Origin of the sequence: Pseudomonas anuradhapurensis, from assembly GCF_014269225.2 — a bacterium.
Lineage (GTDB): Bacteria > Pseudomonadota > Gammaproteobacteria > Pseudomonadales > Pseudomonadaceae > Aquipseudomonas > Aquipseudomonas anuradhapurensis.
This window is the reverse complement of the sequence record NZ_CP077097.1, coordinates 4087670-4114378: the sequence shown is the minus strand read 5'-3', so window position 1 is coordinate 4114378 and position 26709 is coordinate 4087670. Positions and strand designations below refer to the sequence as shown.

18 protein-coding genes, 2 tRNA genes and 3 rRNA genes are annotated in these 26709 nt (G+C 60.6%); 18 read left to right on the top strand and 5 right to left on the bottom strand.

Features of this window, described 5'->3' with window-relative positions; translation table 11 throughout:
• Window positions 1–127 precede the first annotated feature (127 nt).
• Window positions 128–1243 (bottom strand): branched-chain amino acid ABC transporter substrate-binding protein, encoded by a 1116-nt coding sequence (locus HU763_RS18840; RefSeq protein ID WP_186690476.1) that lies wholly within the window; start codon window positions 1241–1243, stop codon window positions 128–130.
• A 359-nt stretch (window positions 1244–1602) separates the two neighbouring features.
• On the opposite strand from HU763_RS18840, the gene HU763_RS18835 reads away from it, so the two are divergent.
• Window positions 1603–1914: a DUF2288 domain-containing protein gene (locus tag HU763_RS18835; protein ID WP_170031813.1), complete on the top strand. Its 312-nt coding sequence runs from the start codon at window positions 1603–1605 to the stop codon at window positions 1912–1914.
• Between the two features lie 179 nt (window positions 1915–2093).
• Window positions 2094–2981, top strand: a complete 888-nt coding sequence (locus HU763_RS18830) for an NAD(P)-dependent oxidoreductase (protein WP_170031810.1) — start codon at window positions 2094–2096, stop codon at window positions 2979–2981.
• A 71-nt stretch (window positions 2982–3052) separates the two neighbouring features.
• On the opposite strand, the gene rapA is transcribed toward HU763_RS18830, so the two are convergent.
• Window positions 3053–5899, bottom strand: coding sequence for an RNA polymerase-associated protein RapA (rapA, locus tag HU763_RS18825; RefSeq protein ID WP_186690474.1), 2847 nt, complete (start codon window positions 5897–5899; stop codon window positions 3053–3055).
• A gap of 176 nt (window positions 5900–6075) precedes the next feature.
• Here rapA and HU763_RS18820 point away from each other — a divergent pair, with 176 nt between their 5' ends.
• From HU763_RS18820 to HU763_RS18795, 7 genes are all read left to right on the top strand, one after another.
• On the top strand, window positions 6076–6771 hold the full coding sequence (locus HU763_RS18820) for a M949_RS01915 family surface polysaccharide biosynthesis protein (RefSeq protein ID WP_186690472.1): 696 nt from the start codon (window positions 6076–6078) through the stop codon (window positions 6769–6771).
• A gap of 62 nt (window positions 6772–6833) precedes the next feature.
• Entirely contained in the window at window positions 6834–7160 is a 327-nt protein-coding gene (locus HU763_RS18815) for an aspartate-semialdehyde dehydrogenase (RefSeq protein WP_186690470.1), read from the top strand.
• 67 nt (window positions 7161–7227) lie between these two features.
• Complete coding sequence (locus HU763_RS18810; protein WP_170031798.1) at window positions 7228–7389, top strand: hypothetical protein; 162 nt, start codon at window positions 7228–7230, stop codon at window positions 7387–7389.
• A gap of 135 nt (window positions 7390–7524) precedes the next feature.
• Entirely contained in the window at window positions 7525–7641 is a 117-nt protein-coding gene (gene ccoM / locus HU763_RS24880) for a cytochrome c oxidase subunit CcoM (protein ID WP_027918924.1), read from the top strand.
• A gap of 237 nt (window positions 7642–7878) precedes the next feature.
• Window positions 7879–9867, top strand: a complete 1989-nt coding sequence (locus tag HU763_RS18805) for an FUSC family protein (RefSeq protein ID WP_186690468.1) — start codon at window positions 7879–7881, stop codon at window positions 9865–9867.
• The gene (locus HU763_RS18800; protein ID WP_170031792.1) at window positions 9854–10060 is read left to right on the top strand and encodes a DUF1656 domain-containing protein; all 207 of its coding nucleotides are present in this window, start codon (window positions 9854–9856) and stop codon (window positions 10058–10060) included. The genes HU763_RS18805 and HU763_RS18800 overlap by 14 nt, the downstream gene beginning before the upstream one ends.
• Before the next feature lie 12 nt (window positions 10061–10072).
• Window positions 10073–10936, top strand: a complete 864-nt coding sequence (locus tag HU763_RS18795) for an efflux RND transporter periplasmic adaptor subunit (protein ID WP_170031789.1) — start codon at window positions 10073–10075, stop codon at window positions 10934–10936.
• A gap of 86 nt (window positions 10937–11022) precedes the next feature.
• On the opposite strand, the gene HU763_RS18790 is transcribed toward HU763_RS18795, so the two are convergent.
• Window positions 11023–11781: an SDR family NAD(P)-dependent oxidoreductase gene (locus HU763_RS18790; RefSeq protein WP_186690466.1), complete on the bottom strand. Its 759-nt coding sequence runs from the start codon at window positions 11779–11781 to the stop codon at window positions 11023–11025.
• Between the two features lie 112 nt (window positions 11782–11893).
• On the opposite strand from HU763_RS18790, the gene HU763_RS18785 reads away from it, so the two are divergent.
• Together HU763_RS18785 and HU763_RS18780 are read left to right on the top strand one after the other, a co-directional pair.
• On the top strand, window positions 11894–12802 hold the full coding sequence (locus HU763_RS18785; RefSeq protein WP_186690464.1) for a LysR family transcriptional regulator: 909 nt from the start codon (window positions 11894–11896) through the stop codon (window positions 12800–12802).
• 118 nt (window positions 12803–12920) lie between these two features.
• Window positions 12921–13250, top strand: a complete 330-nt coding sequence (locus HU763_RS18780; RefSeq protein WP_186690462.1) for a DUF2025 family protein — start codon at window positions 12921–12923, stop codon at window positions 13248–13250.
• 2 nt (window positions 13251–13252) lie between these two features.
• Here the strand turns inward: HU763_RS18780 and HU763_RS18775 are convergent, their stop codons facing one another.
• Window positions 13253–15838 carry a bifunctional diguanylate cyclase/phosphodiesterase gene (locus HU763_RS18775; RefSeq protein WP_217884017.1) on the bottom strand — a complete coding sequence of 862 codons (2586 nt, stop codon included), beginning with the start codon at window positions 15836–15838 and terminating at the stop codon, window positions 13253–13255.
• Between the two features lie 134 nt (window positions 15839–15972).
• On the bottom strand, window positions 15973–16869 hold the full coding sequence (locus HU763_RS18770) for a formate/nitrite transporter family protein (RefSeq protein ID WP_170031776.1): 897 nt from the start codon (window positions 16867–16869) through the stop codon (window positions 15973–15975).
• A 457-nt stretch (window positions 16870–17326) separates the two neighbouring features.
• On the opposite strand from HU763_RS18770, the gene HU763_RS18765 reads away from it, so the two are divergent.
• The 7 genes from HU763_RS18765 to HU763_RS18735 all read left to right on the top strand — a co-directional run bounded on the left by HU763_RS18765 (window position 17327) and on the right by HU763_RS18735 (window position 26622).
• A 16S ribosomal RNA gene (locus HU763_RS18765) occupies window positions 17327–18863 on the top strand.
• Between the two features lie 85 nt (window positions 18864–18948).
• Window positions 18949–19025, top strand: a tRNA-Ile gene (locus tag HU763_RS18760).
• A 26-nt stretch (window positions 19026–19051) separates the two neighbouring features.
• Window positions 19052–19127 (top strand) — tRNA-Ala (locus tag HU763_RS18755).
• 245 nt (window positions 19128–19372) lie between these two features.
• A 23S ribosomal RNA gene (locus HU763_RS18750) occupies window positions 19373–22264 on the top strand.
• A 134-nt stretch (window positions 22265–22398) separates the two neighbouring features.
• A 5S ribosomal RNA gene (gene rrf / locus HU763_RS18745) occupies window positions 22399–22514 on the top strand.
• The 16S, 23S and 5S rRNA genes sit together here with 2 tRNA genes alongside, the layout of an rRNA operon.
• Window positions 22515–22887: 373 nt before the next feature.
• Entirely contained in the window at window positions 22888–24531 is a 1644-nt protein-coding gene (locus tag HU763_RS18740) for an acetolactate synthase large subunit (protein ID WP_200627349.1), read from the top strand.
• Window positions 24532–24675: 144 nt separating this feature from the next.
• The gene (locus tag HU763_RS18735; RefSeq protein ID WP_186688132.1) at window positions 24676–26622 is read left to right on the top strand and encodes a flavin monoamine oxidase family protein; all 1947 of its coding nucleotides are present in this window, start codon (window positions 24676–24678) and stop codon (window positions 26620–26622) included.
• Window positions 26623–26709: the final 87 nt, after the last annotated feature.

Genomic DNA, 26709 nt, shown 5'->3' with positions numbered 1-26709 from the left:
GCGGGTGACGGTTTTAAGATTTTCAGGTGAACCCGCCCCCGGATCGCGGGGATCAGGCCCATGAACCTCGTAAAACAAAGCCCACTGCTCGCACAGTGGGCTCCTAGGTCAGCTATTAGTCACGCAGTTACTGAGGGGAGACTTCGGTCTTCGGCTTGCCGAAGTGCCATTCGTAGACCACGAACTTGAAGTCTTTCAGGTCGCCTTTCTCGTCGTAGGACAGGGTGCCGGTCGGGGTCTTGAAGGAGCCGGCGTGGATGGCCTCGGCTACCTTGTCGGTGTCTTCGGACTTGGCTGCCTTGATACCTTGGGCGATCAGCTCGACAGCCGAGTAGGCCGGGAATACGAACGGGCCGCTTGGGTCCTTGCCGTCAGCCTTGATGGCATCGACGATGGCCTTGTTCTCAGGGTCGGCGTCGAACGACTTCGGCAGGGTCACCAGCAGGCCTTCGGAGGCGTTCTGGGCGATCTGCGAGATGGAGTCGTTACCCACGCCTTCCGGGCCCATGAACTTGGCTTTCAGGCCTTTTTCCTGAGCCTGGCGCAGGATCAGGCCCAGCTCCGGGTGGTAGCCGCCGTAGTAGACGAAATCGACGTTGTTCTGCTTGAGCTTCTGGATGATCGAGGAGAAGTCCTTGTCACCGGCGTTCAGGCCTTCGAACACGGCGACCTTGGTGCCTTTCTTCTCGAGGGTCTGCTTGACCGCGGTGGCGATGCCTTCACCGTACTGCTGCTTGTCGTGGAGTACCGCAACCACTTTCGGCTTGACGTGGTCGGCGATGTAGTTGCCGGCGGCCGGGCCCTGGGCGCTGTCCAGGCCGATGGTGCGGAAGATCAGCTTGTAGCCACGGGCGGTGATTTCCGGCGAGGTGGCGGCCGGGGTGATCATGATCACGCCTTCGTCTTCGTAGATGTCGGACGCTGGTTGGGTGGAGCTGGAGCACAGGTGGCCGATGACGAACTTGACGCCGTCGTTGACCACCTTGTTGGCGACTGCCACGGCCTGTTTAGGGTCGCAGGCGTCGTCGTATTCCTTGGCTTCGAGCATCTTGCCATCGACGCCGCCCTTGGCGTTGATATCCTTGATGGCTTGCTTGGCGCCGATGAACTGCATGTCGCCGTACTGGGTCACAGGGCCGGTCTTGGGGCCTGCGATCCCGATCTTGATGGTATCGGCGGCAAACGAATGGCTGGCTACCCCGGCCAGAACCATTGCGGCGAACAGCTTGGAAATCTTGATCATAGTGCTCCACTCATTCTGTTGTAATTCTTATAGTCCTGGCGGCCAGGGCTACAGACCGGGCGGGATTTGCGGCGTGGCCATGCCAACGCGCAAGCCCACCTTCCCCCGGAACATGTCCCGGAACTGTACCGGTACAGTGTAGAGCGCTGTCCAAGCGCTTGAAAAGCGTTCGAAAAGTGCCTGTTTCCTGGGTTGTCGCTTGGTCGACACAAAGATACAAAAAAGCGCCATCAAACTGCCTGCATCTGCGATCCCGCCCCACAAGTTCGGGATCAATCGACCAAATTACATATTTGAAACCGGGTTTTTCTGCAAAAATGCCGGCCTTTTTAATTGACCGATTTTTGCGGATACCACCCATGACTGATCACACAAGCACCCTCTATGCCAAATTGCTTGGCGAGACGGCAATCATCGAGTGGAAAGCGTTGGAGCGTTTCTGGGCCAAGGGTGACCTGATTTGGGTCGACCCGAGCCTGGACCTGATCACCGTTGCCGAGGCAATGGCCGAGAATCGCAGCGAGATCTTCGCCAAGTGGCGTAGTGATGGCACTGTCGGCCCGGTGACCGCCGAGCAGGCCCAAGAGCTGCAAAGCCGCGATCCAGAGATCTGGGCCGTGGTGGTTTCACCGTTCATCGTGATTCAGGTGAAGCGCCCAGCCGAGGCGTGATCGTTTTTGGTGCGCGAAAATGCGCAACAGCTCCATTCTGGTGCTTGGTGGCGCTCAGGGCGAGTGGAGGGAAGTAACAATTCGGCGTGGCGGTAACAGTTTACGGGATGCGTAATACCCCACCGTTGCTGCAAGTTCCTGGGCAGCCTGGGTAATGTTCGACCAGTCAGGAGTCATTGATGAGTACTGCACTACCTTCGCTTGGATTCGCCGGCATCGGTCTGATGGGCCTGCCCATGTGCCGACGCCTGCTGGCCGCAGGCTACCCGCTGACCGTTTGGAACCGCAGCCCGGGCAAGTGTGCCGCGCTCCTCGCCGCCGGCGCGCGCCTGGCCAGCAGCCCTGCCGAACTGTGCCGCGACAGCGACATGCTGCTGCTGTGCCTGGCCGACACCGCCGTGGTGCGCGAAGTGGTGTTCGGTGAGCAAGGCATTGCCCAGGGTGGGCGCCGTGGCCAGTTGCTGGTCGATTTCTCCAGCCTGGAACCTACCGCGACGCGAGAAATGGCTGCCGAGCTGGCGGCCCTGTGCGGCATGGCCTGGCTGGATGCCCCGGTGTCAGGCGGCACACCGGGTGCCGAAGCCGGCACCCTGGCGATCATGGTCGGTGGCGCGGCGGCGGACCTGGAGCGCGCGCGCCCGGTGTTGCAGGTACTTGGCCAGCGCGTGACGCACATGGGTGCGGTGGGGGCAGGGCAGGTAACCAAGGCCTGCAACCAGATGATCGTGGCCTGCAATGCCCTGGTAATCGCCGAAGTGGTGGCGCTGGCGGAACAGTCGGGGGTGGATGCGACACTGATCGCCGAAGCACTGGCGGGCGGTTTTGCCGATTCCAGGCCGCTGCAGATCCTCGCGCCGCAAATGGCCGAAAGCCGCTTCGAGCCGATCAAATGGCATGTGCGTACGCTGCTCAAGGACCTTGATGGTGCGGTGAAGCTATCCCGCGAGCAAGGCGCGGCGACGCCACTCAGTGGCCTCGCCGCACAACTGATGCGCTTGCATGCCAGCCAGGGCTACCTGGAAAAAGACCCGGCGACCCTGGTCGAACTGTACCGCAGCAAGGGTTGATCACACCGCTGTTGGTGTTGCAGCCGCTGCGGCAACTGCAACACCACAGCGGCGCCGGGTGGCCTGGCCGGCTAGCCTGCCACCAGCACGCGGATGGCTTCCAGGCGCAGGGCTGCTTTTTCCAGCATCGCCAGGCCCTCTTCACGCTGCTTGCGCAGCGCCTCAATCTCGCTGTCGCGCACGCTCGGGTTGACCGCTTGCAGTGCAACCAGGCGGGCCAGCTCTTCGTCGGCTTCCGCCGCCAGGCGGCGCTGGGCTTCGGCCACGCGCTCGACGTGGGCCGGCAGGACTTTGGCCTCGCCACTGCTGATGCGCTTGGCCAGCACGTCGCGCTGGGCCTGGACGAACTTGTTGGCGCTGGCGCGCGGTACGCTCTCGAGCTGGTCGTTGAGGGTTTCGAAGGCCACCCGTGATGCCAGGTCGTTGCCGTTGGCATCGAGCAGGCAGCGCAGCGCCGCCGGTGGCAGGTAACGGCCCAGTTGCAGGCTGCGCGGCGCCACCACTTCACTGACGAACAGCAACTCAAGCAGCACGGTGCCGGGCTTGAGCGCCTTGTTCTTGATCAGCGCCACGGCGGTGTTGCCCATCGAACCGGACAGCACCAGGTCCATGCCGCCTTGCACCATCGGGTGTTCCCAGGTGAGGAACTGCATGTCCTCGCGCGACAGGGCCTGGCCGCGGTCGTAGGTGATGGTCACGCCTTCGTCGTCACCCAGCGGGAAGCTGGCGTCGAGCATCTTCTCGCTCGGCTTGAGGATCAGGGCGTTTTCCGAATGGTCTTCGCTGTCGATGCCGAATGCGTCGAACAGGGTTTCCATGTAGATCGGCAGGGCGAACTGGTCGTCCTGTTCGAGAATTGCCTCGGCCAGCGCCTGGCCTTCACCGCCGCCGCCGGAGTTCAGTTCCAGCAGGCGGTCACGGCCGGTATGCAGTTCGGCTTCCAGGCGTTCGCGCTCGCTGCGGGCGTCGGCCACCAGTGCCTCCCAGGCCTTGCTTTCGCCCCCTTCGAGCAGCGGCAGCAGGCGCGGGCCGAACTGGTGCTGCAGGGCGTTGCCGGTCGGGCAGGTGTTGAGGAAAGCGTTGAGGCCTTCGTGGTACCACTGGAACAGGCGCTCTTGCGGGCTGTCCTGCAGGTACGGGACGTGCAACTGAATGGTGTGCTTCTGGCCGATCCGGTCGAGGCGGCCGATGCGCTGTTCAAGCAGGTCCGGGTGCGCCGGCAGGTCGAACATCACCAGGTGGTGGGCAAACTGGAAGTTGCGGCCTTCGCTACCGATCTCGGAGCAGATCAGCACCTGCGCGCCGAATTCTTCATCGGCGAAGTAGGCGGCGGCACGGTCGCGTTCGAGGATGCTCATGCCCTCATGGAATACCGAGGCCGGGATGCCGGAGCGCACGCGCAGGGCGTCCTCCAGGTCCATCGCGGTTTCGGCATGGGCGCAGATCACCAGTACCTTGGTGCGCTTGAGCATCTTCAGGGTGTCGATCAGCCAGTCGACGCGCGGGTCGAAACGCCACCAGCGCTCCTCGTCGGCCACTTCGCCCTGGGCCTGGAAAGCGACTTCCGGGTACAGCTCGGCATGCTCGCCGGCTGGCAGCTCGCGGTATTGCTCGGGCGTGGCCAGCGGGTAGGGGTGCAGCTGGCGCTCAGGGAAGCCCTGGATGGCCGCGCGGGTGTTGCGGAACAGAACGCGGCCGGTGCCGTGGCGGTCGAGCAGCTCGCGGATCAGCCGTGCGCTGGCCTGGGTATCGCCGTCGCTGACGGCGGCCAGCAGGGCTTCGCCTTCGGCACCGAGGAAGCCCTGGATGGTAGCGTGGGCCTTGGGAGACAGGCGGCCTTCGTCGAGCAGCTCCTGCACGGCTTCGGCCACCGGGCGATAGTGTTCGCTCTCGGCGCGGAAGGCCGCCAGGTCATGGAAACGGTTGGGGTCGAGCAGGCGCAGGCGGGCGAAGTGGCTGTCCTGGCCGAGCTGTTCGGGGGTGGCGGTGAGCAGCAGTACGCCCGGGATCACCTGGGCCAGTTGTTCGACCAGGCCATATTCGGCACTGACCTGGTCTTCGTGCCAGACCAGGTGGTGGGCTTCGTCGACTACCATCAGGTCCCAGCCGGCGGCGAACAGTGCGTCCTGGGCCTTTTCGTCGTCGACCAGCCACTCCAGGGCCACCAGCGCCAGCTGGGCATCCTCGAACGGGTTGCTGGCATCGCTTTCGATGAAGCGTTCTGCGTCGAACAGCGCCACCTGCAGGTTGAAGCGCCGGCGCATTTCCACCAGCCACTGGTGCTGGAGGTTTTCCGGTACCAGGATCAGCACGCGGCTGGCGCGGCCCGACAACAGCTGACGGTGGATCACCAGGCCGGCTTCGATGGTCTTGCCCAGGCCCACTTCGTCGGCCAGCAGGACACGCGGCGCGCTGCGGTCCGCCACTTCGCGGGCAATGTGCAACTGGTGGGCGATGGGTTGGGCGCGGCAGCCGCCCAGGCCCCACAACGCCGATTGCATCTGTTTGCTGGTGTGCTGCAGGGTGTTGTAGCGCAGGCTGAACCACGACAGCGGGTCGATCTGCCCGGCGAACAGGCGGTCGCTGGCCAGGCGGAACTGGATGAAGTTCGACAGCTGGGTTTCTGGCAGGGTGCGTGGCTGGTTCTGCCCGTCCAGGCCGTGATAGACCATCAGCCCGTCGATGTCCTCGACCTCGCGCACAGTCAGCTTCCAGCCTTCGAAGTGGGTGATCTGGTCGCCCGGCGAGAAGCGCACGCGGGTCAGCGGCGCATTGCGCAGGGAATATTGGCGGGTGTCGCCAGTGGCCGGGTAGAGCACGGTCAACAGGCGGCCATCCTGCGCCAGGATGGTACCCAGGCCGAGCTCGGCTTCGCTGTCGCTGATCCAGCGTTGCCCCGGTTGATACTGCTGCGCCATACTGCCTGAACTCCCGCGATGAAAAAGCCGATTATGTTAACGGATCGGCCGGTCGGACCAAAGTGCCGTGCGTACCGAAAGGTGTGCAAAATGCAGCAACAGGCCGACTCACGCCATGCCACAGTCTAGCCGTTTCATCGCTCATACCGTGCTGCTGAAGAGGGCCCCGGATCACCATGTCTGCCAAGCACCGCTGGATCAGCACCTCGATCGCCGTGGGCAGCCTGTTGCTGCTGGCCGCCTGCGAACAGAAGAATTTCGCCACCTTGCCCGCCATCCCGATGGAGCAGCTCGAAGTACTGGGCGTGCAGACGCCGATCAAGAGCGTGCATTTTCGTGACCGCGACGGTGAAGGCCTGCTGGTACTGAGCCGCAGCGATGGCCAGGCCAGCGACCCGGAAAGTGAACAGGAAGTGGACAAGGTGGTGCTCAAGGCCACGTTGTACGGGCGCAGCGCCGAAAACGACGCGTTCAAGGCGCGCTGGCAGATCGAGCAGGAAACCACTTGCCCGGGGCTGGACCTGGATGTGGATTTCTACAACGACGTCAGCGACGTCAGTGACCTGAACAAGGACGGTGTCGCCGAGGTGACGGTTGCCAGCCACGCCTTCTGTGGCGGCGGCATCGACCCGCATGACATTGCCATCGAGATGCGCGAAGGGCAGGCCAGCTACACCATCACCGGCCAGTCGCTGATTACCCCGGCGGGTGAAGAGCCGATCGGCGGTGAGCGCGAGGACAGTGCCTCGCTCAAATCCGCACCGCAGGTGCTGCGCGAGCACATGGACGCGGTCTGGCAGCAGGTTTACAAGCGCCCCTGGAGCGAGGCCAGCCCGCCAGCCGACGACGATACTGACGACGAAGCCGAATAAAGCTTGACCATGCCTTCAGGTAAATCTGCACCTGCCGATACAGAGGGCATAGGAGAACCTTCATGTTGCCACCGCTCATTCCGCTCAGTGCCGCACCGGTGACTTCACAACAGGATCCGGTCAAGCCGACCCCCGACATCAAGCCGGTGGTACCGACGCAGCCGGCATCCAGTGAAACTGCCATCGACCTCAAGCGCCAGCGTGACCCGCAGGAGCAGGCGCTGCTGCTGCGCGACGAGCAACGCCGCCAGCAACGCCGGCGCAAGGACGACGACGAGCGCTACAGCGCGATGCCGGGTGATGAGGTCAACGCCGACAACACCGTCCCGGTGGCGCCGCTGTTGGGCGAGCACGCACGCCAAGGGTTGCTGGTGGACATCGAAGTCTGAGGTGGGGCTGGTCAGCGCCAGCGCCTGGCTTCATCATGCAAGTCTCAGTTGATCGTCGAGCCCACCCATGAGCCAAGACAACCTCATCGATTTCGATGCCGAACGCGCCAAGCGCGCCCACGACCTCAAGGAAAAGCGCCTGAACGAAATGCGCAACGCATTCGAACAGGCGCTGCCGCTGAATACCGGCAAGAAAAAGAAGCCCAAGGGCAAGCCGAAGAAGCGCTGAAACTTGACGCAGGTCAACCCTGCACCCGCCTCGCGTGCCCGGCCCCGGGCACCATTGACCCCGATCAATTTTCCCGCCCCTGACATTGGTTAACGTGCACCCATCGGACAACGGCAAACGAATGGGGAGGCCAGCATGTTCTTCGACAATGTGGTTATCGCCGGGGTGGTAACGGTCGGGTTGATGTTTGCATTCTTTGCCGGTCTGGGCATTTTCATCTGGAAGGACTCGCACAAGCGCAAGCCGCGCTGACCTTTCGGGTACACGAGCACGCAAGGCATTTGGGGCGACTTCGGTCGCCCATTTTTTTTGCCGGCGATTTTGTGTCGCGCTGGGCGCGGTTCGAGTGGCAGCGGGGCTGCCCGCGAAAACGCCGGAGCAGGAATGCTCGCCGCTATCAAGATGATTAGCTAGCTAATTAATAGGTTTCGCTTTATTCTTCCTGCCATTGTCTATCTTTGAACAAGTCATCCCCGCAAGGTCCGCCTCGTGCCTATCACCCTCCAGGCCCTGTTCGCCCCCAGCAGTCTCGCCGTCAAGTTCGCCATCAAGACCCTGCTCGGTGGCGGCCTGGCCCTGTGGCTGGCGATGCGCTGGGGCCTGGAGCAACCGGCCTGGGCGTTGATGACGGCTTTCATCGTTGCCCAGCCGCTGTCCGGCATGGTGGTGCAGAAGGGCCTGGCGCGGCTGGCCGGGACGCTGGTCGGCACGCTCATGTCGGTGCTGTTCATCGGCCTGTTCGCCCAGGCCCCCGGCCTGTTCCTGCTTACCCTGGCCCTGTGGCTGGCCCTGTGCACTGCCGCTTCCACCCAATTGCGCAGCGCCTGGGCCTATGCCTTCGTGCTGGCCGGCTACACCGCCGCGATCATCGCCTTGCCGGCCATCGACCATCCGCTGCAGGTGTTCGACCAGGCCGTCGCACGCTGCACCGAGATCTGCCTGGGGATCTTCTGTGCCACCGCCAGCAGTGCGCTGCTGTGGCCCATGCGCGTCGAACAGCAACTGGGCGGGCAGGCCCGCCAGGCCTGGCAGAACGGCCTGCAGGCGGCCAGTGCCATGCTGGGTGGCGAAGACGAGGCGCGCAAAGGCCTGCTGGAGAGCCTGGGGCGTATCGTGGCCATCGATAGCCAGCGCGAACACGCCTGGTTCGAAGGCAACCGCGGGCGCCAACGTGCCCGCGCCATTCGTGGCCTGAGCCAGAAGCTGATGGTACTGCTGCGGATTTCCCGCTCGGTGCGCCGCCAATGGCGACAACTTGACCAACACGAGACCGAACACCTGGCGCCTTGGCTGGAGCAGGTGCGCGCGTTGCTGGGCAAGCCCGACCCGCCCAGCCTGCTGTTGCTGCGCCAGCGCATCTGGGATGCCGCGCACGCGGAGCAGATCAGTTCGGCGGAACATTTCTGCCTGGCGCGCATGGCCTTGCTGCTGGATTACGCCATGGCCGCCGGCCAGGCGCTGGAGGACGTGGAGGCGGGCAGGGCGCCGAAGGATGTGTCGCAAGGCCTGGCGGTGCATCGTGACTGGTCGCTTGCCCTGTTGTTCGGCTCACGCAGTGCGTTGGCCTTTCTGGTGATGAGCGGCTTCTGGTTGGCCACGGCGTGGCCGTCGGCACCGGGTGGGCTGGTGCTGACCTGTGTGGTGTGCAGCCTGTTCGCCAGCCGTGAGAACGGCGCCCAGATCGGTCTGAGCTTCTTGCGGGGGATCTTCCTGGCGGTACCCACCGCGTTTCTGGTCGGGCAGATACTGCTGCCGCAATGGAGCAGCTTCGCCATGCTCTGCCTGGGCATGGGCGTGCCGCTGTTTCTGGGGGCACTGGGCATGGCGCACCCACGCACCGGGGCCACGGCCACCTCGTATTGCCTGCACTTCATCGTGCTGGTGTCGCCGCTCAACGCCATGCAGTTTGGCGTGGCCACCCTGCTCAACAGTGCCTTGGCCATGCTGGTGGGGGTGTCGGCAGCGGTGATGGCCTTCCGCTTGCTGGTGTTCCGTCACCCGGCCTGGCTGGGCCGGCGCCTGCGCGCGGCGACCCAGAGCGACCTGGTGCGCCTGACCCGGCGTGACCTGCGCGGGGCCGACACCTGGTTCGGCGGGCGTATGGCCGACCGCCTGATGCAGCTGGCGCGGCATGCCAGTGAACTGCCCGACAATGAGCGCAAGCGCTGGGATGACGGCCTGCACGGGCTGGATATCGGTGATGAACTGGTACACCTGCGCATGTGCCTGGCAGTGGCCCAGGCACCGCTGGGCCAGGCCGAGCGCGAATACCTCCAGCAGCTGGAGACGGTGCTGGCCAAGGGGCCGGCGCCTGGGCGTGGCCAGTACCTGGATGCCAGCAGCGAAGCGTTCATAGCGGCCTTGCGCCGGCAGCCGTCGAGCGACCCGCTGCGCTTGGCCGAAGGGGCGGTGTTGCAATTACAGAAAAGCTGGGCCAAGTGGTGCCGCTGGCAGGAGGAAGCCCATGGGGTTGCGTGAATGGGAAATGGGCGGTGTGCTGTTCAGCCCGTTCCTGGTCTATGTGTTGCTGGCGCTGGTGCTTACCGGCGTGTTGCGCCTGGTGGTGCAGGCCACGCCGTTGGGGCGCTGGATCTGGCATGAAGCGCTGTTCGACGCGGCACTGTTCGTTTGTGTGTTGTTCCTGGTGGTGCGACTGCTGGGGCCCTTATAAAGGAGTGTTTCGATGCGTGCGGCCGTACGTATTCTGGTGACCTTGTGTGTGGTGGCCCTGGCCGTGTTCGCCGGCTACCAGCTGTGGCAGTACTACATGCTCACCCCCTGGACGCGCGATGCCCGCGTGCGCGCCGACGTGGTGGTGATTGCCCCCGACGTATCGGGCTGGGTGCGAGAGCTGAAGGTTCGTGACAACCAACAGGTCAAGGCGGGCGACCTGTTGATGAGCATCGACCGCGAGCGCTTCCAGGCGGCGTTCGACCAAGCCAGCGCCGTGACCGAAACCCGCGCCCAGCAGCTGCGCCTGCGCGAGCGTGAAGCGGCGCGGCGTACCGCCCTTGGGCCAGAAGCGATCAGTGCCGAGCTGCGTGAAAACGCCCAGATCAATGCGGCCATAGCGCGTGGCCAATTGCACGAGGCCGAGGCGCAGTTGCAGATTGCCAGGATCAACCTGGCACGTAGTGAGGTACGAGCACCTCGCAGCGGGCATATCACCAACCTGCGGTTGGCCGAAGGCAACTATGTCAACGCCGGGGAATCGGTGATGGCGCTGGTGGATGATGCGACCTTCTATATCCAGGCCTATTTCGAGGAAACCAAGCTGCCGCGCATCCGCGTGGGGGACACGGTGAAAGTCTGGCTGATGGGCGCAGGCGAGCCGATGCAAGGGCACGTGGAGAGTATCAGCCGCGGCATCACCGATCGCAACAGCAACCCGGACAGCCAGTTGCTGCCGGAGGTGGAACCGACCTTCAACTGGGTGCGCCTGGCGCAGCGCATCCCGGTACGCATTCGTCTGGACCAGGTGCCGGAGGGGGTGGCCCTGAGTGCGGGGATGACGGCGAGTGTGCAGGTGCATGAGGACTTGAAGTAGCTGCCAAGGCCGTTGCGCAGCGGTTTGTATTGCTGTGAGCGGCCTGGTGTCGAGATGGGCCGCAACGCGGCCCGGAAATTCGCGGTTCAGAGAAACATCCCGCCCGACACCTCCAGCCGCTGCCCGGTGATCCAGCCATTGCCGTCTTCGAGCAACAGCGCAATCGCCGCGCCGATATCATCCGGCAGTCCCACCCGCCCCAATGCCGTGTTGCCGGCGATGTATTCATTCACCTGGCGGTTATCCCTTACCACACCGCCGCCGAAATCGGTCTCGATCGCCCCCGGCGCCAGAATGTTCACCCGAATGCCGCGCGTGCCGAGTTCCTTGGCCTGGTAGCGGGTCAGCACTTCCATCGCGCCCTTCATCGCGGCATAGGCGGCATACCCTGGCAGGGCGAAGCGCGCCAGGCCGGTGGAGATATTGACGATGCGGCCATTGTCCACCAACAGCGGCAACAGCCGTTGGGTAAGGAAGAACGGCCCTTTCAACTGGATGTTCAGCAATTGGTCGAACTGCGCCTCGCTGGTCTCGGTATACGGCACGTTCAGCCCGATCCCGGCATTGTTCACCAGAAAGTCGAAACGCTCGCGGCCAAACTGCTGTTGCAGGGTGGTTGCCAGGCGCTCGGCGAAGCCGGCGAAACTGCCGCTGTCGCCAACGTCCAGCGGCAACATGGCGGCCTTGACCCCGGCTTGTTCCAGGCGGGCGGCCACGCCCTGGGCTTCGTCCGCCTTGCTGTGGTAGGTGCCGATCACATCGATACCGCGTGCAGCCAGGTGTTCGGCGGCGTTGCGGCCAAGGCCGCGGCTGGCGCCAGTGATGAGGGCAATCTTGCGAGTCATGGTGAATACCTCATGGTGGGTGGATGAGGACAGGTTATTGGTCAGCCAGGTACTGTTAAATCCAGCGAAAATGGAAATACTGTTCGGTAAAACCGGATAGCAGGAGGCCTGAGTGAACAAGCTGGAGTTGTTGCGCACCTTTGTGCGAGTCAGTGAAGTCAGCAGTTTCACCTTGGCGGCAGAAAGCCTGGGGCTGCCACGTTCGACCGTGTCGGAGCAGGTGAGGGCGCTGGAGCGCATGCTCGGTACGCAGCTGTTCAACCGCACCACCCGCCGGGTGCGGGCAACCCAGGACGGCGTGTTGCTGTATGAGCGCAGCAAGGACCTGCTGTCGGGCATGGACGAGATCGAAAGCCTGTTCCGGGCCGACGATGCCGAGCTGGCCGGGCGCCTGCGTATCGACCTGCCGACGATGATGGCCCGTCGGTTGATCATCCCGCTGCTGCCGCAGTTCCTGCAGCGCTTTCCACGCCTGGAAGTGGAGCTGAGTTGCACCGATCGCCAGGTCGACCTGTTGCGCGAAGGCTTCGATTGCGTGATGCGCATCGGTGCCCTGCATGACCTGGATGTAGCGGCGCGGCCGGTCGGGCAACTGAGCATGTGCAATTGTGCCAGCCCAACCTACCTGGCTCGCTACGGTGTGCCTCGCACGTTGCAGGACCTGGCCGGGCACCAGTTGGTGCACTATGTGCGCACCCTGGGCGGGCGCAGCGCCGGGTTCGAATACGTGCACAGCAATGAAGTGCGCTACCAGGCCATGGCCGGTGTGGTCACGGTCAACAATGCCGAGGCGTATTCGGCTGCTTGCCTGGCCGGGCTGGGGCTGATCCAGGTGCCGGCGGTGGCCGTGACCGAGCACCTGCGGCGCGGCGAGTTGGTTGCCGTGCTGCCGGACTGGCAGGCGCCGGCCATGCCGGTGTCACTGCTGTATGTCCGGCAACGGCACGTGCCGCGCCGGGTACAGGCGTTCATGCAATGGCTGGGCGAGGTCCTGCGCTCACAGGTCGACGGCGGCAACTGAGCGGTGAAAAGCGTGGCATCCGTGCCGCGGCTTGCGTTAGGCTTCGCCCATGAGTTGCCCGCAGAGGCGACCTTCCGCCTGGCGTGCGTATCTTCCGATTTCTTTGCGAGGTTACGTCATGGCCATCACTTCTCAGGACATCTGCAACGCTGCCGAGCAGCTCAAGGGCTTTGTCGGTTTCAATGGCAAGCGCGGCGTGCACATCGTGCGCTTTTCCGAGGACGCGTTCGGCATGGACGTGGCCGATGCCAGCATCACACCTTGCAGCGAGTTTGTCTGGCGGCCCGAGCAGGGGCAGCGCATGGTGCTGTGCCGCGAACGGTTGGCGTTGTTGCTGGAACAGCACGTCGATGAGCGCTTGAACATCGGTGAGCCGCTGCGTGCCTACATGCGTCGTCACGATCTGCCGGAAATCATCGCCGCACGCAGCCTGCAGCAGCCATGCTGACGCTACAGGTACGGGGCCGAGCGTTCGGCGGCTTGCTGCCACAACGCCTCGAGCCCCGTACTGTCCAGTGGCCGGCTGAGATAATAACCTTGCACTTCATGGCAGAGGTCCTTCTCCAGCATCTCGAGCTGCTGCTCGCTCTCTACCCCTTCTGCCGTCACCGTCAGCCCCAGCGCCTTGCCCAGGCTGATGATGGCCTGGACCACGGCGCGGTCGCTGCCGCCACCGCTGCCGAGGCCGCCGATGAAGCGTTTGTCGATCTTGATGCTGTCGAACGGGTAGGTGCGCAGGTAGCCCAGTGACGAATAACCGGTGCCGAAGTCGTCCATGTTCAGGCGCACACCCAGTTCCTTGAGTGCCAGCATGGTGCCCAGCGCGCCTTCGATATCGTTGAGCATCACATTTTCGGTGATTTCCAGCTCCAGGCGCTGGGCAGGGAATGCAGTGTCCAGCAGGATCTCGCGCACGTCCGCCACCACATCGCTGCGCAGGAACTGGGCCGGTGACAGGTTTACCGAAACCAGCACGTCGGCAGGCCAGTGCAGGGCGGTGCGGCAGGCTTCGCGCAGCACCCAGCGGCCCAGCGCGACGATGATGTCGCTGTGTTCGGCCAGCGGGATGAAGGTATCCGGCCCGAGCAGCCCTTCTTGTGGGTGCTGCCAGCGCAGCAAGGCTTCGACGGCGACGATGCGCAGGTCGTTGAGGCGGTAGCGCGGCTGGTAATGCAATACGAACTCCTGGTTGCGCAGGGCCCGGCGCATGTCGTTCTCCAGCTGGCGGCGGTACTGGATCTGCTGGTTCATCTCGACAGCGAAATAGCGCCAGGTATTCTTGCCATCGGCCTTGGCCTGGTACAGCGCGATGTCGGCGCAGCGGATCAGCTCGCCGGCATCGTAGCCTTGGGTGCGGGTCTGGGCTACGCCGATGCTGGCGCCGACGTGCAGGGGCTGGCTGTCGAACACGATGGGCTGCTGCAGCAGGGCGATCAGGCGCGCACAGAAACTGTCGATTTCGCTGCGGTTGTCCATGCCGCTGAGCACCAGGATGAATTCGTCGCCGCCCAGGCGTGCGACCAGGTCGCCATCACGCGTGCTGTCGCGCAGGCGCGTAGCCACTTCCAGCAGCACGGCGTCGCCGGCGGTATGGCCGAGGGTGTCGTTGATCGGTTTGAAGTCGTCGAGGTCCAGCAGCAGCAAGGTCATCGGCGGCGAGTCACTGCCGCGCAGCAGCGCCTGCTCCAGGTGCCGGGCGAGCTTGTTGCGGTTGGCCAGCCCGGTCAGCGGGTCGTGCAGCGACAGGTGCTGGATGCGGGCGTGCGCATCGACTTCATCGGTGATGTCGCTGGCGGTGCCGCGATAACCGACGGGTTTGCCGTCGTACCAGATGGCACGGGCCGAAATCCGGCAATAGCGGTTCTGGCCATTCTGGTCGCGGTAGGTGCAGCGCAGGTTGGCCAGTTGTTGCGGATCGGCCATGGCCAGGGCATCCAGCCACGGCGAGAGGGGGGTGGTATCGCAGGCCAGCAATTGGTTAAGCGGCTGGCCGAGCCAGTCGCCCACCGGGTAGCCGGTGACCTTGGTGAAGCGTTGCGACAGATAGCTCAGGCGTTGCTGTCGGTCAGTTTCCCAGATCCAGTCGGATGCCGACTCGGCTACTGCGCGAAAGCGCTGTTCGCTAGCCTCCAGGGCCTGGTTGCTCTGCTGCAGGCGGGCGAGCGTGAGGTCGATCGCCCGCGAACTGCGCAAGGCATGGCGGAACAGGTACAGCATGGCCAGGCCGAGAATCAGCAAGGCACCTGCCAGCGGCGGCATTACCGCCTGCAACAGCTGGCGCCCCGGCATCGGGTTGTTCCAGGACAGGTGGAAGCCGGTGTTGCCGAGGTCGATGTGCAGATGCTCGTGCTCCCCGACGTCGTCCTTTTCCACGTGCAGGTTGTTCAGGCCGACACCGGTGCCCAGCCGTGCCAGCTTGTCCTTGGTGAGCTGATCGACAAACAGCATCACCGGCGCCTGGCTCACCTCGTTCTCGCTGACCTCCCGGTCCGGGCGCACTGCCGCGGCACTGAGTACCGCCGGCCAACCATTGAACAGGACGAAACGGCTGATTTGTTCACGGGGTATGGCCGCCGCACGGGCCTGGTCGATGATCGGCTGCAGCGCTTCCTCTATATAGGTACTGGCCGCCGCCTGGGTAGGCTGGCCTTTGAACAAACCGTAGGTGGTACGCGTGTCATCCACCACGAATACCCCTTCGTAGCCGCTGGCGCTGTACAACGACTCACCCACGTTCTTTTCTTCATAGGCCCATTTCCAGTCGGTCTGCCCTGCCAGGTGCTCGTAGGCGGCATCCCATACCGCGTAGGCGGACAGGAACTGGCGCGAGGCGAGAAGGCGTTGTTCCAGCGCCTGGTTCGCCTGCATGGCACTGCGCTGGCGCTCCTGCTGGTCAAGCGTGCCGGCGATATTGAACAGTGCGCCGACGATAACCAGGCAGGCCAAGCCGAAAACAGCGCTGAAGCCGGCGATGAGGCGGCGCACCTGGAAGCGCGGTGTGGGGCTGGCGGGTGCAAGGTTGGCGGTCCTGGCCATGCGCGAGCGGCTCCTTCAGGAAACCTCCCGCCAAGCATTCAGGAAGGAGGTTCAATCAGGATAGGCCAGCTTGAGCGTGGCAGCCCGGCCGCCGACAAAAATGCAGGGCGCCGGGCGAGCCGGCGTTCTTGGGCTTACGTTTGGCCGTCGTTGCGGCGACGCCCGCCTGCCGGGTTGCCTTTCAGCAAGCGCGAGGGGGGCTTGCCGCTGTCACTGCGCACCTGCGCATGGCTGATCAAGCCGAAGATGAAGCTGCCGCCGATGATGTTGCCGGCCAGTGTCGGCAGGGCGAACTCCAGCCAGAAACTGCGCCAGGTTTCATCGCCGGCCCACACCAGGTAGGACACTTCGACCGAGCCGACCACGATATGGGTGAAGTCGCCCAGGGCCATCAGGTAGGTGATCATCAGGATGATCCAGATCTTGGCGTGCTCCATCGACGGAATCATCCACACCATGGTGGCGATCATCCAGCCGGACACGATGCCTTTGGCGAACATCTGGCTGATATCGTTGTGCATGACCTTGCGCCCCACCTCGAGGAAGGCTACGTCGGTCTTGGCGTCGAAGATCGGCAGCTCCAGCATGACCCAGGCCACCAGCAGGGTGCCGGCCAGGTTGCCAAGCAGTACCACGCACCACAGCCGCAGCAGGCGCCCGAAATTGGCCAGGGTGGGAGAGGTCATGACCGGCAATACGGCGGTCAGGGTGTTTTCCGTGAACAGCTGCTGACGCGCCAGGATCACGGCAAGAAAGCCGGCACTGTAGCCGATGCTGGCGACCACCTGGGCACTTTCGCCTTGAGGGAGGCGGGCGTAGAACAGGCCCATGGCCATGAGTGAGAGGCCCATGGACAAACCGGCAGCCAGGGCCGACCACCACAGTGCAGCGAGGGTCCGCTCCAGCTCCTGGTCGCCCTGGTAGCGAATGATCTCGTGCAGTACCGCCGCGCGGGGCGGTTGGTTCAAGCTGACTTCCTGTTCCTCATCCGCCGACAGGCCCGGGGTTTTCTCGCTTTGCGCATCGCTCATGGCCGCTCCGCTCCGTTGGGGGTGTTCCTTTACAGATCCACGGCGTTTTGATTAGTTGCCGGGTCATCGCTGGCGCTGCAGAAAGTTTTTTCAGATCAAGGTGTTGACTCTGATTTCAAAGCGCGTATTATTCGCCTCCTCGCAGCGATGAACGCTTCGGGGCAAGCGGTAAGTGATTGAAGTTCAAAGGTTTCGAAAGAAGCTGGCGGTAAAAAACTTCAAAATAAACGCTTGACAGCAAATGAGGAAAGCGTAGAATGCGCGCCTCGGTTGAGATGAAACGATCTTAACCAAACGCTCTTTAACAAATCGAATCAAGCAATTCGTGTGGGTGCTTGTGAGTACGGACTGATAGTCACAAAGATTATCAGCATCACAAGTGGCCATGCGAGAAATCACATAGTCATTTGAGATTGCTGAGCCAAGTTTAGGGTTTCTTAAAAACCCAAGCAGTATTGAACTGAAGAGTTTGATCATGGCTCAGATTGAACGCTGGCGGCAGGCCTAACACATGCAAGTCGAGCGGATGACGGGAGCTTGCTCCTTGATTCAGCGGCGGACGGGTGAGTAATGCCTAGGAATCTGCCTGGTAGTGGGGGACAACGTTTCGAAAGGAACGCTAATACCGCATACGTCCTACGGGAGAAAGTGGGGGATCTTCGGACCTCACGCTATCAGATGAGCCTAGGTCGGATTAGCTAGTTGGTGAGGTAATGGCTCACCAAGGCGACGATCCGTAACTGGTCTGAGAGGATGATCAGTCACACTGGAACTGAGACACGGTCCAGACTCCTACGGGAGGCAGCAGTGGGGAATATTGGACAATGGGCGAAAGCCTGATCCAGCCATGCCGCGTGTGTGAAGAAGGTCTTCGGATTGTAAAGCACTTTAAGTTGGGAGGAAGGGCAGTAAGTTAATACCTTGCTGTTTTGACGTTACCGACAGAATAAGCACCGGCTAACTCTGTGCCAGCAGCCGCGGTAATACAGAGGGTGCAAGCGTTAATCGGAATTACTGGGCGTAAAGCGCGCGTAGGTGGTTCGTTAAGTTGGATGTGAAAGCCCCGGGCTCAACCTGGGAACTGCATCCAAAACTGGCGAGCTAGAGTACGGTAGAGGGTGGTGGAATTTCCTGTGTAGCGGTGAAATGCGTAGATATAGGAAGGAACACCAGTGGCGAAGGCGACCACCTGGACTGATACTGACACTGAGGTGCGAAAGCGTGGGGAGCAAACAGGATTAGATACCCTGGTAGTCCACGCCGTAAACGATGTCAACTAGCCGTTGGAATCCTTGAGATTTTAGTGGCGCAGCTAACGCATTAAGTTGACCGCCTGGGGAGTACGGCCGCAAGGTTAAAACTCAAATGAATTGACGGGGGCCCGCACAAGCGGTGGAGCATGTGGTTTAATTCGAAGCAACGCGAAGAACCTTACCAGGCCTTGACATGCAGAGAACTTTCCAGAGATGGATTGGTGCCTTCGGGAACTCTGACACAGGTGCTGCATGGCTGTCGTCAGCTCGTGTCGTGAGATGTTGGGTTAAGTCCCGTAACGAGCGCAACCCTTGTCCTTAGTTACCAGCACGTTATGGTGGGCACTCTAAGGAGACTGCCGGTGACAAACCGGAGGAAGGTGGGGATGACGTCAAGTCATCATGGCCCTTACGGCCTGGGCTACACACGTGCTACAATGGTCGGTACAGAGGGTTGCCAAGCCGCGAGGTGGAGCTAATCTCACAAAACCGATCGTAGTCCGGATCGCAGTCTGCAACTCGACTGCGTGAAGTCGGAATCGCTAGTAATCGCGAATCAGAATGTCGCGGTGAATACGTTCCCGGGCCTTGTACACACCGCCCGTCACACCATGGGAGTGGGTTGCACCAGAAGTAGCTAGTCTAACCTTCGGGAGGACGGTTACCACGGTGTGATTCATGACTGGGGTGAAGTCGTAACAAGGTAGCCGTAGGGGAACCTGCGGCTGGATCACCTCCTTAATCGACGACATCAGCCTGCTGATGAGCTCCCACACGAATTGCTTGATTCATTGTAAAAGACGATGCTGTAACGCGACCCTGTTATAGGTCTGTAGCTCAGTTGGTTAGAGCGCACCCCTGATAAGGGTGAGGTCGGCAGTTCAAATCTGCCCAGACCTACCAATTACTTGGTGCGGCCTAGAATACACGGGGCCATAGCTCAGCTGGGAGAGCGCCTGCCTTGCACGCAGGAGGTCAGCGGTTCGATCCCGCTTGGCTCCACCACTCTTTCAGGTTTCGCAGCACTGCTCAGAACTTAGAAATGAGCATTCCAATGTGAATGTTGATTTCTGGCTTTTGTCAGATCGTTCTTTAAAAATTCGGATATGTGATAGATATAGACTGATGGCCAGTTTCACTGCTGGTTAATCAGGCTAAGGTAAAATTTGTGAGTTCTGCTCGAAAGAGCAACATGCGAATTTTCGGCGAATGTCGTCTTCACAGTATAACCAGATTGCTTGGGGTTATATGGTCAAGTGAAGAAGCGCATACGGTGGATGCCTTGGCAGTCAGAGGCGATGAAAGACGTGGTAGCCTGCGATAAGCTTTGGGGAGTCGGCAAACAGACTGTGATCCAGAGATCTCTGAATGGGGGAACCCACTCAGCACAAGCTGAGTATCTTGTACTGAATACATAGGTGCAAGAGGCGAACCAGGGGAACTGAAACATCTAAGTACCCTGAGGAAAAGAAATCAACCGAGATTCCCTTAGTAGTGGCGAGCGAACGGGGACCAGCCCTTAAGTTGATTTGAGATTAGTGGAACGCTCTGGAAAGTGCGGCCATAGTGGGTGATAGCCCCGTACACGAAAATCTCTTGTCAATGAAATCGAGTAGGACGGAGCACGAGAAACTTTGTCTGAACATGGGGGGACCATCCTCCAAGGCTAAATACTACTGACTGACCGATAGTGAACCAGTACCGTGAGGGAAAGGCGAAAAGAACCCCGGAGAGGGGAGTGAAATAGAACCTGAAACCGTATGCGTACAAGCAGTGGGAGCCTACTTTGTTAGGTGACTGCGTACCTTTTGTATAATGGGTCAGCGACTTATATTCAGTGGCGAGCTTAACCGAATAGGGGAGGCGTAGCGAAAGCGAGTCTTAATAGGGCGTTTAGTCGCTGGGTATAGACCCGAAACCGGGCGATCTATCCATGGGCAGGTTGAAGGTTAGGTAACACTGACTGGAGGACCGAACCGACTACCGTTGAAAAGTTAGCGGATGACCTGTGGATCGGAGTGAAAGGCTAATCAAGCTCGGAGATAGCTGGTTCTCCTCGAAAGCTATTTAGGTAGCGCCTCATGTATCACTCCAGGGGGTAGAGCACTGTTTCGGCTAGGGGGTCATCCCGACTTACCAAACCGATGCAAACTCCGAATACCTGGAAGTGCCGAGCATGGGAGACACACGGCGGGTGCTAACGTCCGTCGTGAAAAGGGAAACAACCCAGACCGTCAGCTAAGGTCCCAAAGTCATGGTTAAGTGGGAAACGATGTGGGAAGGCTTAGACAGCTAGGAGGTTGGCTTAGAAGCAGCCACCCTTTAAAGAAAGCGTAATAGCTCACTAGTCGAGTCGGCCTGCGCGGAAGATGTAACGGGGCTCAAACCATGCACCGAAGCTACGGGTGTCATCTTTGATGACGCGGTAGAGGAGCGTTCTGTAAGCCTGTGAAGGTGAGTTGAGAAGCTTGCTGGAGGTATCAGAAGTGCGAATGCTGACATGAGTAACGACAATGCGAGTGAAAAACTCGCACGCCGAAAGACCAAGGTTTCCTGCGCAACGTTAATCGACGCAGGGTTAGTCGGTCCCTAAGGCGAGGCTGAAAAGCGTAGTCGATGGAAAACAGGTTAATATTCCTGTACTTCCAGTTATTGCGATGGAGGGACGGAGAAGGTTAGGCCAGCCTGGCGTTGGTTGTCCAGGTTTAAGGTGGTAGGCTGAAATCTTAGGCAAATCCGGGATTTCAAGGCCGAGAGCTGATGACGAGTTGCCTTTAGGCGACGAAGTGGTTGATACCATGCTTCCAAGAAAAGCTCCTAAGCTTCAGATAACTGGGAACCGTACCCCAAACCGACACAGGTGGTTAGGTAGAGAATACCAAGGCGCTTGAGAGAACTCGGGTGAAGGAACTAGGCAAAATGGCACCGTAACTTCGGGAGAAGGTGCGCCGGCGAGGGTGAAGGACTTGCTCCGTAAGCCCATGCCGGTCGAAGATACCAGGCCGCTGCGACTGTTTATTAAAAACACAGCACTCTGCAAACACGAAAGTGGACGTATAGGGTGTGACGCCTGCCCGGTGCCGGAAGGTTAATTGATGGGGTTAGCGCAAGCGAAGCTCTTGATCGAAGCCCCGGTAAACGGCGGCCGTAACTATAACGGTCCTAAGGTAGCGAAATTCCTTGTCGGGTAAGTTCCGACCTGCACGAATGGCGTAACGATGGCGGCGCTGTCTCCACCCGAGACTCAGTGAAATTGAAATCGCTGTGAAGATGCAGTGTATCCGCGGCTAGACGGAAAGACCCCGTGAACCTTTACTATAGCTTTGCACTGGACTTTGAATTTGCTTGTGTAGGATAGGTGGGAGGCTTTGAAGTGGGGACGCCAGTTCTCATGGAGCCATCCTTGAAATACCACCCTGGCAACTTTGAGGTTCTAACTCAGGTCCGTTATCCGGATCGAGGACAGTGTATGGTGGGTAGTTTGACTGGGGCGGTCTCCTCCCAAAGAGTAACGGAGGAGTACGAAGGTGCGCTCAGACCGGTCGGAAATCGGTCGTAGAGTATAAAGGCAAAAGCGCGCTTGACTGCGAGACAAACACGTCGAGCAGGTACGAAAGTAGGTCTTAGTGATCCGGTGGTTCTGTATGGAAGGGCCATCGCTCAACGGATAAAAGGTACTCCGGGGATAACAGGCTGATACCGCCCAAGAGTTCATATCGACGGCGGTGTTTGGCACCTCGATGTCGGCTCATCACATCCTGGGGCTGAAGCCGGTCCCAAGGGTATGGCTGTTCGCCATTTAAAGTGGTACGCGAGCTGGGTTTAGAACGTCGTGAGACAGTTCGGTCCCTATCTGCCGTGGACGTTTGAGATTTGAGAGGGGCTGCTCCTAGTACGAGAGGACCGGAGTGGACGAACCTCTGGTGTTCCGGTTGTCACGCCAGTGGCATTGCCGGGTAGCTATGTTCGGAAGAGATAACCGCTGAAAGCATCTAAGCGGGAAACTTGCCTCAAGATGAGATCTCACTGGAACCTTGAGTTCCCTGAAGGGCCGTCGAAGACTACGACGTTGATAGGTTGGGTGTGTAAGCGCTGTGAGGCGTTGAGCTAACCAATACTAATTGCCCGTGAGGCTTGACCATATAACACCCAAGCAATTTGCTGACGCAGATTGCGGTGGTGAAGATGATACGAACCGAAAGTTCGCAACGAACCACGAACATCACATATCCGGATTCGCTGGAGTGTCTATCAGGACCTTCTGGCAACAGAATTTCTTGACGACCATAGAGCATTGGAACCACCTGATCCCATCCCGAACTCAGTAGTGAAACGATGCATCGCCGATGGTAGTGTGGGGCTTCCCCATGTGAGAGTAGGTCATCGTCAAGATTCATTTCGCAAAACCCCTATCTGCGCATGCAGGTAGGGGTTTTGTCTTTGCGCCGGCAAAACAAGCGCGCGCCCTGTAGGAGCGGCCTTGCGTCGCGATCGGCCGCACAGCGGCCGCCACCCTGCAACCCCGATCTACCTGGCAAACCGCGTCGCCTGTTTCGCGGCTAAAGCCGCTCCTACACCGATCGCGACGCAAGGCCGCTCCTACAGCGCTGGGCAACATTCCGCCAAATCAGCGTGACTTTTCCGTACCGACCTTTCGTCAAGACTTTGATTCGGGGCACTTCTGGCCCTGAGCCAAGCGATGCCAGCGTACCGTGCTGCGCATTTCCGGACTTCCACCGTCCCATCACTTGAGGTAGCAAGCAAGATGGCCAAGGCCGCCGATGTCGTTGTGCAATGCCTGGAAAACGAAGGTGTCGAGTATGTATTCGGTATTCCCGGTGAAGAAAACCTCGACCTGCTGGAATCCCTGCGCAAGTCGAAGATCAAACTGGTACTCACCCGTCACGAGCAGTCCGCAGGTTTCATGGCTGCCACCTACGGTCGCCTGACCGGCAAGACCGGCGTCAGTCTGTCCACCCTCGGCCCCGGCGCCACCAACCTGGTTACCGCCAGCGCCTATGCCTACCTGGGCGGCATGCCGATGATGATGATCACCGGCCAGAAGCCGATCAAGAAGTCCAAGCAGGGCCGTTTCCAGATCATCGACGTGTGCGGCATGATGGACCCCATCACCAAGTACACCCACCAGTTCGCCTCGGCCGACAACATCCCGGCCCGCATGCGCGAAGCCTTCCGCCTGGCTGAAGAAGAAAAACCGGGTGCGGTCCACCTGGAACTGCCAGAAGACATCGCCGCCGAGCAGACCGACAGCCTGCCGATTCCGCCAAGCCTGCACCGCCGCCCGCTGGCCGAGCACAAGGCCATCGAAGCTGCGGTGGAGAAACTGCAGAATGCGCGCAACCCGATCCTGGTGATTGGTGCCGGCGCCAACCGCAAGATGACCGCCAAGGTCCTCAAGCAGCTGATCGACAAGACTGGCATCCCGTTCATCACCACGCAGATGGGTAAAGGTGTAGTCGACGAGCGCCATCCGCGTTTCCTCGGTAACGCTGCGCTTTCTTCGGGTGACTTCGTGCACCGCGCCGTCGAAGCCGCCGACCTGATCGTCAACATCGGCCACGACGTGATCGAGAAGCCGCCATTCTTCATGGTCCGTGGCGGCACCGAGGTCATCCACATCAACTTCCGCTCCGCTGAAGTGGATGCCGTGTACTTCCCGCAGGTGGAAGTGATCGGTGACATCGCCAACGCCGTCTGGCAGATCGGCGAAGCGCTGAGCGACACCTCGCACTGGGACTTCACCCGCCTGATGGCCATCCGTGAAGCCAACGAAGCGCAGATTGCCGAAGGCGCCGACGACAACCGCTTCCCGGTCTACCCGCAGCGCCTGGTGGCCGACATCCGTCGCGTACTGCCGTCCGAAGGCATCGTCGCCCTGGACAACGGCATCTACAAGATCTGGTTCGCCCGCAACTACAAGGCGCACAAGCCCAACACCGTGCTGCTGGACAACGCCCTGGCGACCATGGGCGCCGGCCTGCCATCGGCGATGGCAGCGCATCTGGTGCATCCGGACCGCCCAGTGATCTCGGTGTGCGGCGACGGCGGCTTCATGATGAACAGCCAAGAGCTGGAAACGGCAGTACGCTTAGGGATGCACATCACCGTGGTGATCCTGCGTGACGACGGCTACGGCATGATCCGCTGGAAGCAGGCCAACATGGGCTTCACCGATTTCGGCCTGGACTATGGCAACCCGGACTTCGTCAAGTACGCCGAAGCCTATGGTGCCAATGGCCACCGCGTGGAAAGCGCCGACGGCCTGCTGCCGCTGCTCGAGCACTGCATCAAGACCCCAGGTGTGCACGTGATCGACTGCCCGGTCGACTACAGCGAGAACGACCGCATCCTCAACAGCGAGCTGCGTGAGCGCGCGCTGGCGGTGTAAAACGTAACAGCTCAGTTGCCGCCTATCCGTCAGCCACAGGTATCTGCCGATCCTGTGGCTGCCGGCGGGTGCTAATTAACAACCCCTTCACCCCTTTGGGAAATGTTCACGCTCGGTTCTTCAACCCATGAAGAGCACGACAACATGACCATCGGTTCAACCCACAACCATCCTGCAGACCTCGCCATTGAGCCCTCCCTGCCCATGCAACCGTGGGCCGCGCGTTACCCCAACCCTCCTGATCTCTGCTTTGACTACCGCCGTCTGATCGAACAGGAAAAAGGCGTTGCACGAGCCACTCAGCCAGACCACCGGATTTGCATCGTGGGTGCCGGTATTACCGGGCTGACTGCGGCTCGAGAACTATTGCGTTGCGGCTTCACCCGGATCTCCTTGATCGAGCAGTCGCAGCGTGTTGGCGGGCGTCACCTGACCTTGGTGAATAGCACTGGAACTCACAAGCAGCCGACAACTCCTTTCGAGATGGGGGCCATGCGCATGCCGTTTTTCAACAGAACCGGTGAACCCCCTAAAGACGGGCGCTCGCTTATGGCCTACTACGCCAAGCTGTTCGACCTGCGCATTTCCGATTTTCCGAATCCGGGTACACCTTGGGTCAATGCCACGGGAATATATCTTCGTGATGGCCAGTTGGAGGGGGGTGGCGATCCTGCGCTGCTGATCTGGCGTAACCCGGAAGGCAAGACACCTCCGCCCACCCCGATACTTCAACAGGTCTATGACAAGTGGCACCATTTTGCGACGCGCTTTGCCGAGCGTATCGCTACGGTTTATGGCACTTATGGGTGGGAGTCGATGTGGTCGGCCATCGTTGAACGCTATCACCGATTATCGTTCCGAGAACTCGTGCATTTACCCACCCTGGCGGCTTGGGATCCTGCAAACCCTGGTGACTTTGGCGGATTAGGCATGAGCAGCGACGAATCGGCAATCTTCTATGCGATCGGCATTGGCGATGGCAGTTGGGGAGCGTTCTATGACGTCTGCTGCCTGTATCCGCTACGTACAGCGATCTTTGGCTTCAGTAGCCACTTGCAGTTGGTGCATGGGCGTGTTGATCAAGAGGGGCTGCCCTATGCTGCACCGCACCTCGAAGACAGCCGTGTGCCTGACAGTAAAGGGTTGATGTTCCAGGGGCCAGCGTACATCGGGCTCGCGGCGATGGACGAAAGTCTGCTGTTTCTGAACGTCGGCCTGGGCGGGTCCTCGCTGTACGAGCACCTGTTGCAACGAGAGCATGGGCTACTCACCGACACCTCGGTCTGTTCGCTACAGAAACTGGAGAATGGCCAATTGCGGGTCGGTTATCGTTGGCACTGCAGTGATCCGCTTGAAGAGAGCCTGCAATACCAAGACTTCGACAGTGTGATCTTGACTACCCCATCCTGGTTGATCGAAACCAACATCCGTCTTGACGGTTTCAACCGCCAGATACTGCCGCAGGCGATCATGGATGCCTGGAAGCATGCCCACTGGGAGACGAGCTGCAAGGTCTATGCTCCGCTGAACAAGCGCTTCCTGGACCGTAAGTCAGCGGTGCCCCAGATTCTGGTAACCGACAGTTTTGTCCATGACGTGTATGCCTATCGGTACAACGATAGTTATCCAGAAGACTGCATCCTGCTGAGTTATACCTGGGAGGACGATGCAACGAAGCTGGCCGCATTTTCCGACGAGGAGTTGGGGCAGAAATGCGTGAGCGAGCTTGATCGAATTCTGCTGCGATGCAGCAACATAGGCGAGGCCATATCACCCTACATTGACACTCGCAACATCCGCATACAACGATGGATGACAGATAAGAACGCCCTGGGATGTGCAAAGCTGTACCGCGCAGGCACTTATTACGATGCGGTAAACCTGATGAAATACAACCGCGACTTCAGCGCCCAGTCAGGCCTGTATCTGGCTGGAGAGTCCTTCTCTGTTGACGCCGGCTGGACCGAGCCGTGTTTACGAACGGCTGTGGATGTGGTGATCAACCTTTGCGATAGAACATCAGCGCAGTTTCACGGTGGTTTCAGCCTGGACCATTACCCGCACTATCAAGTCAGGATCCAAGGCTGTTAGCGTGTTGATCGTAGGGCCATTCCTACAATATCTCTTTTCTCTTTCCTTCGAGCTGGTGGGAGTGTCCTGACTGTCACTCCCCAGCCC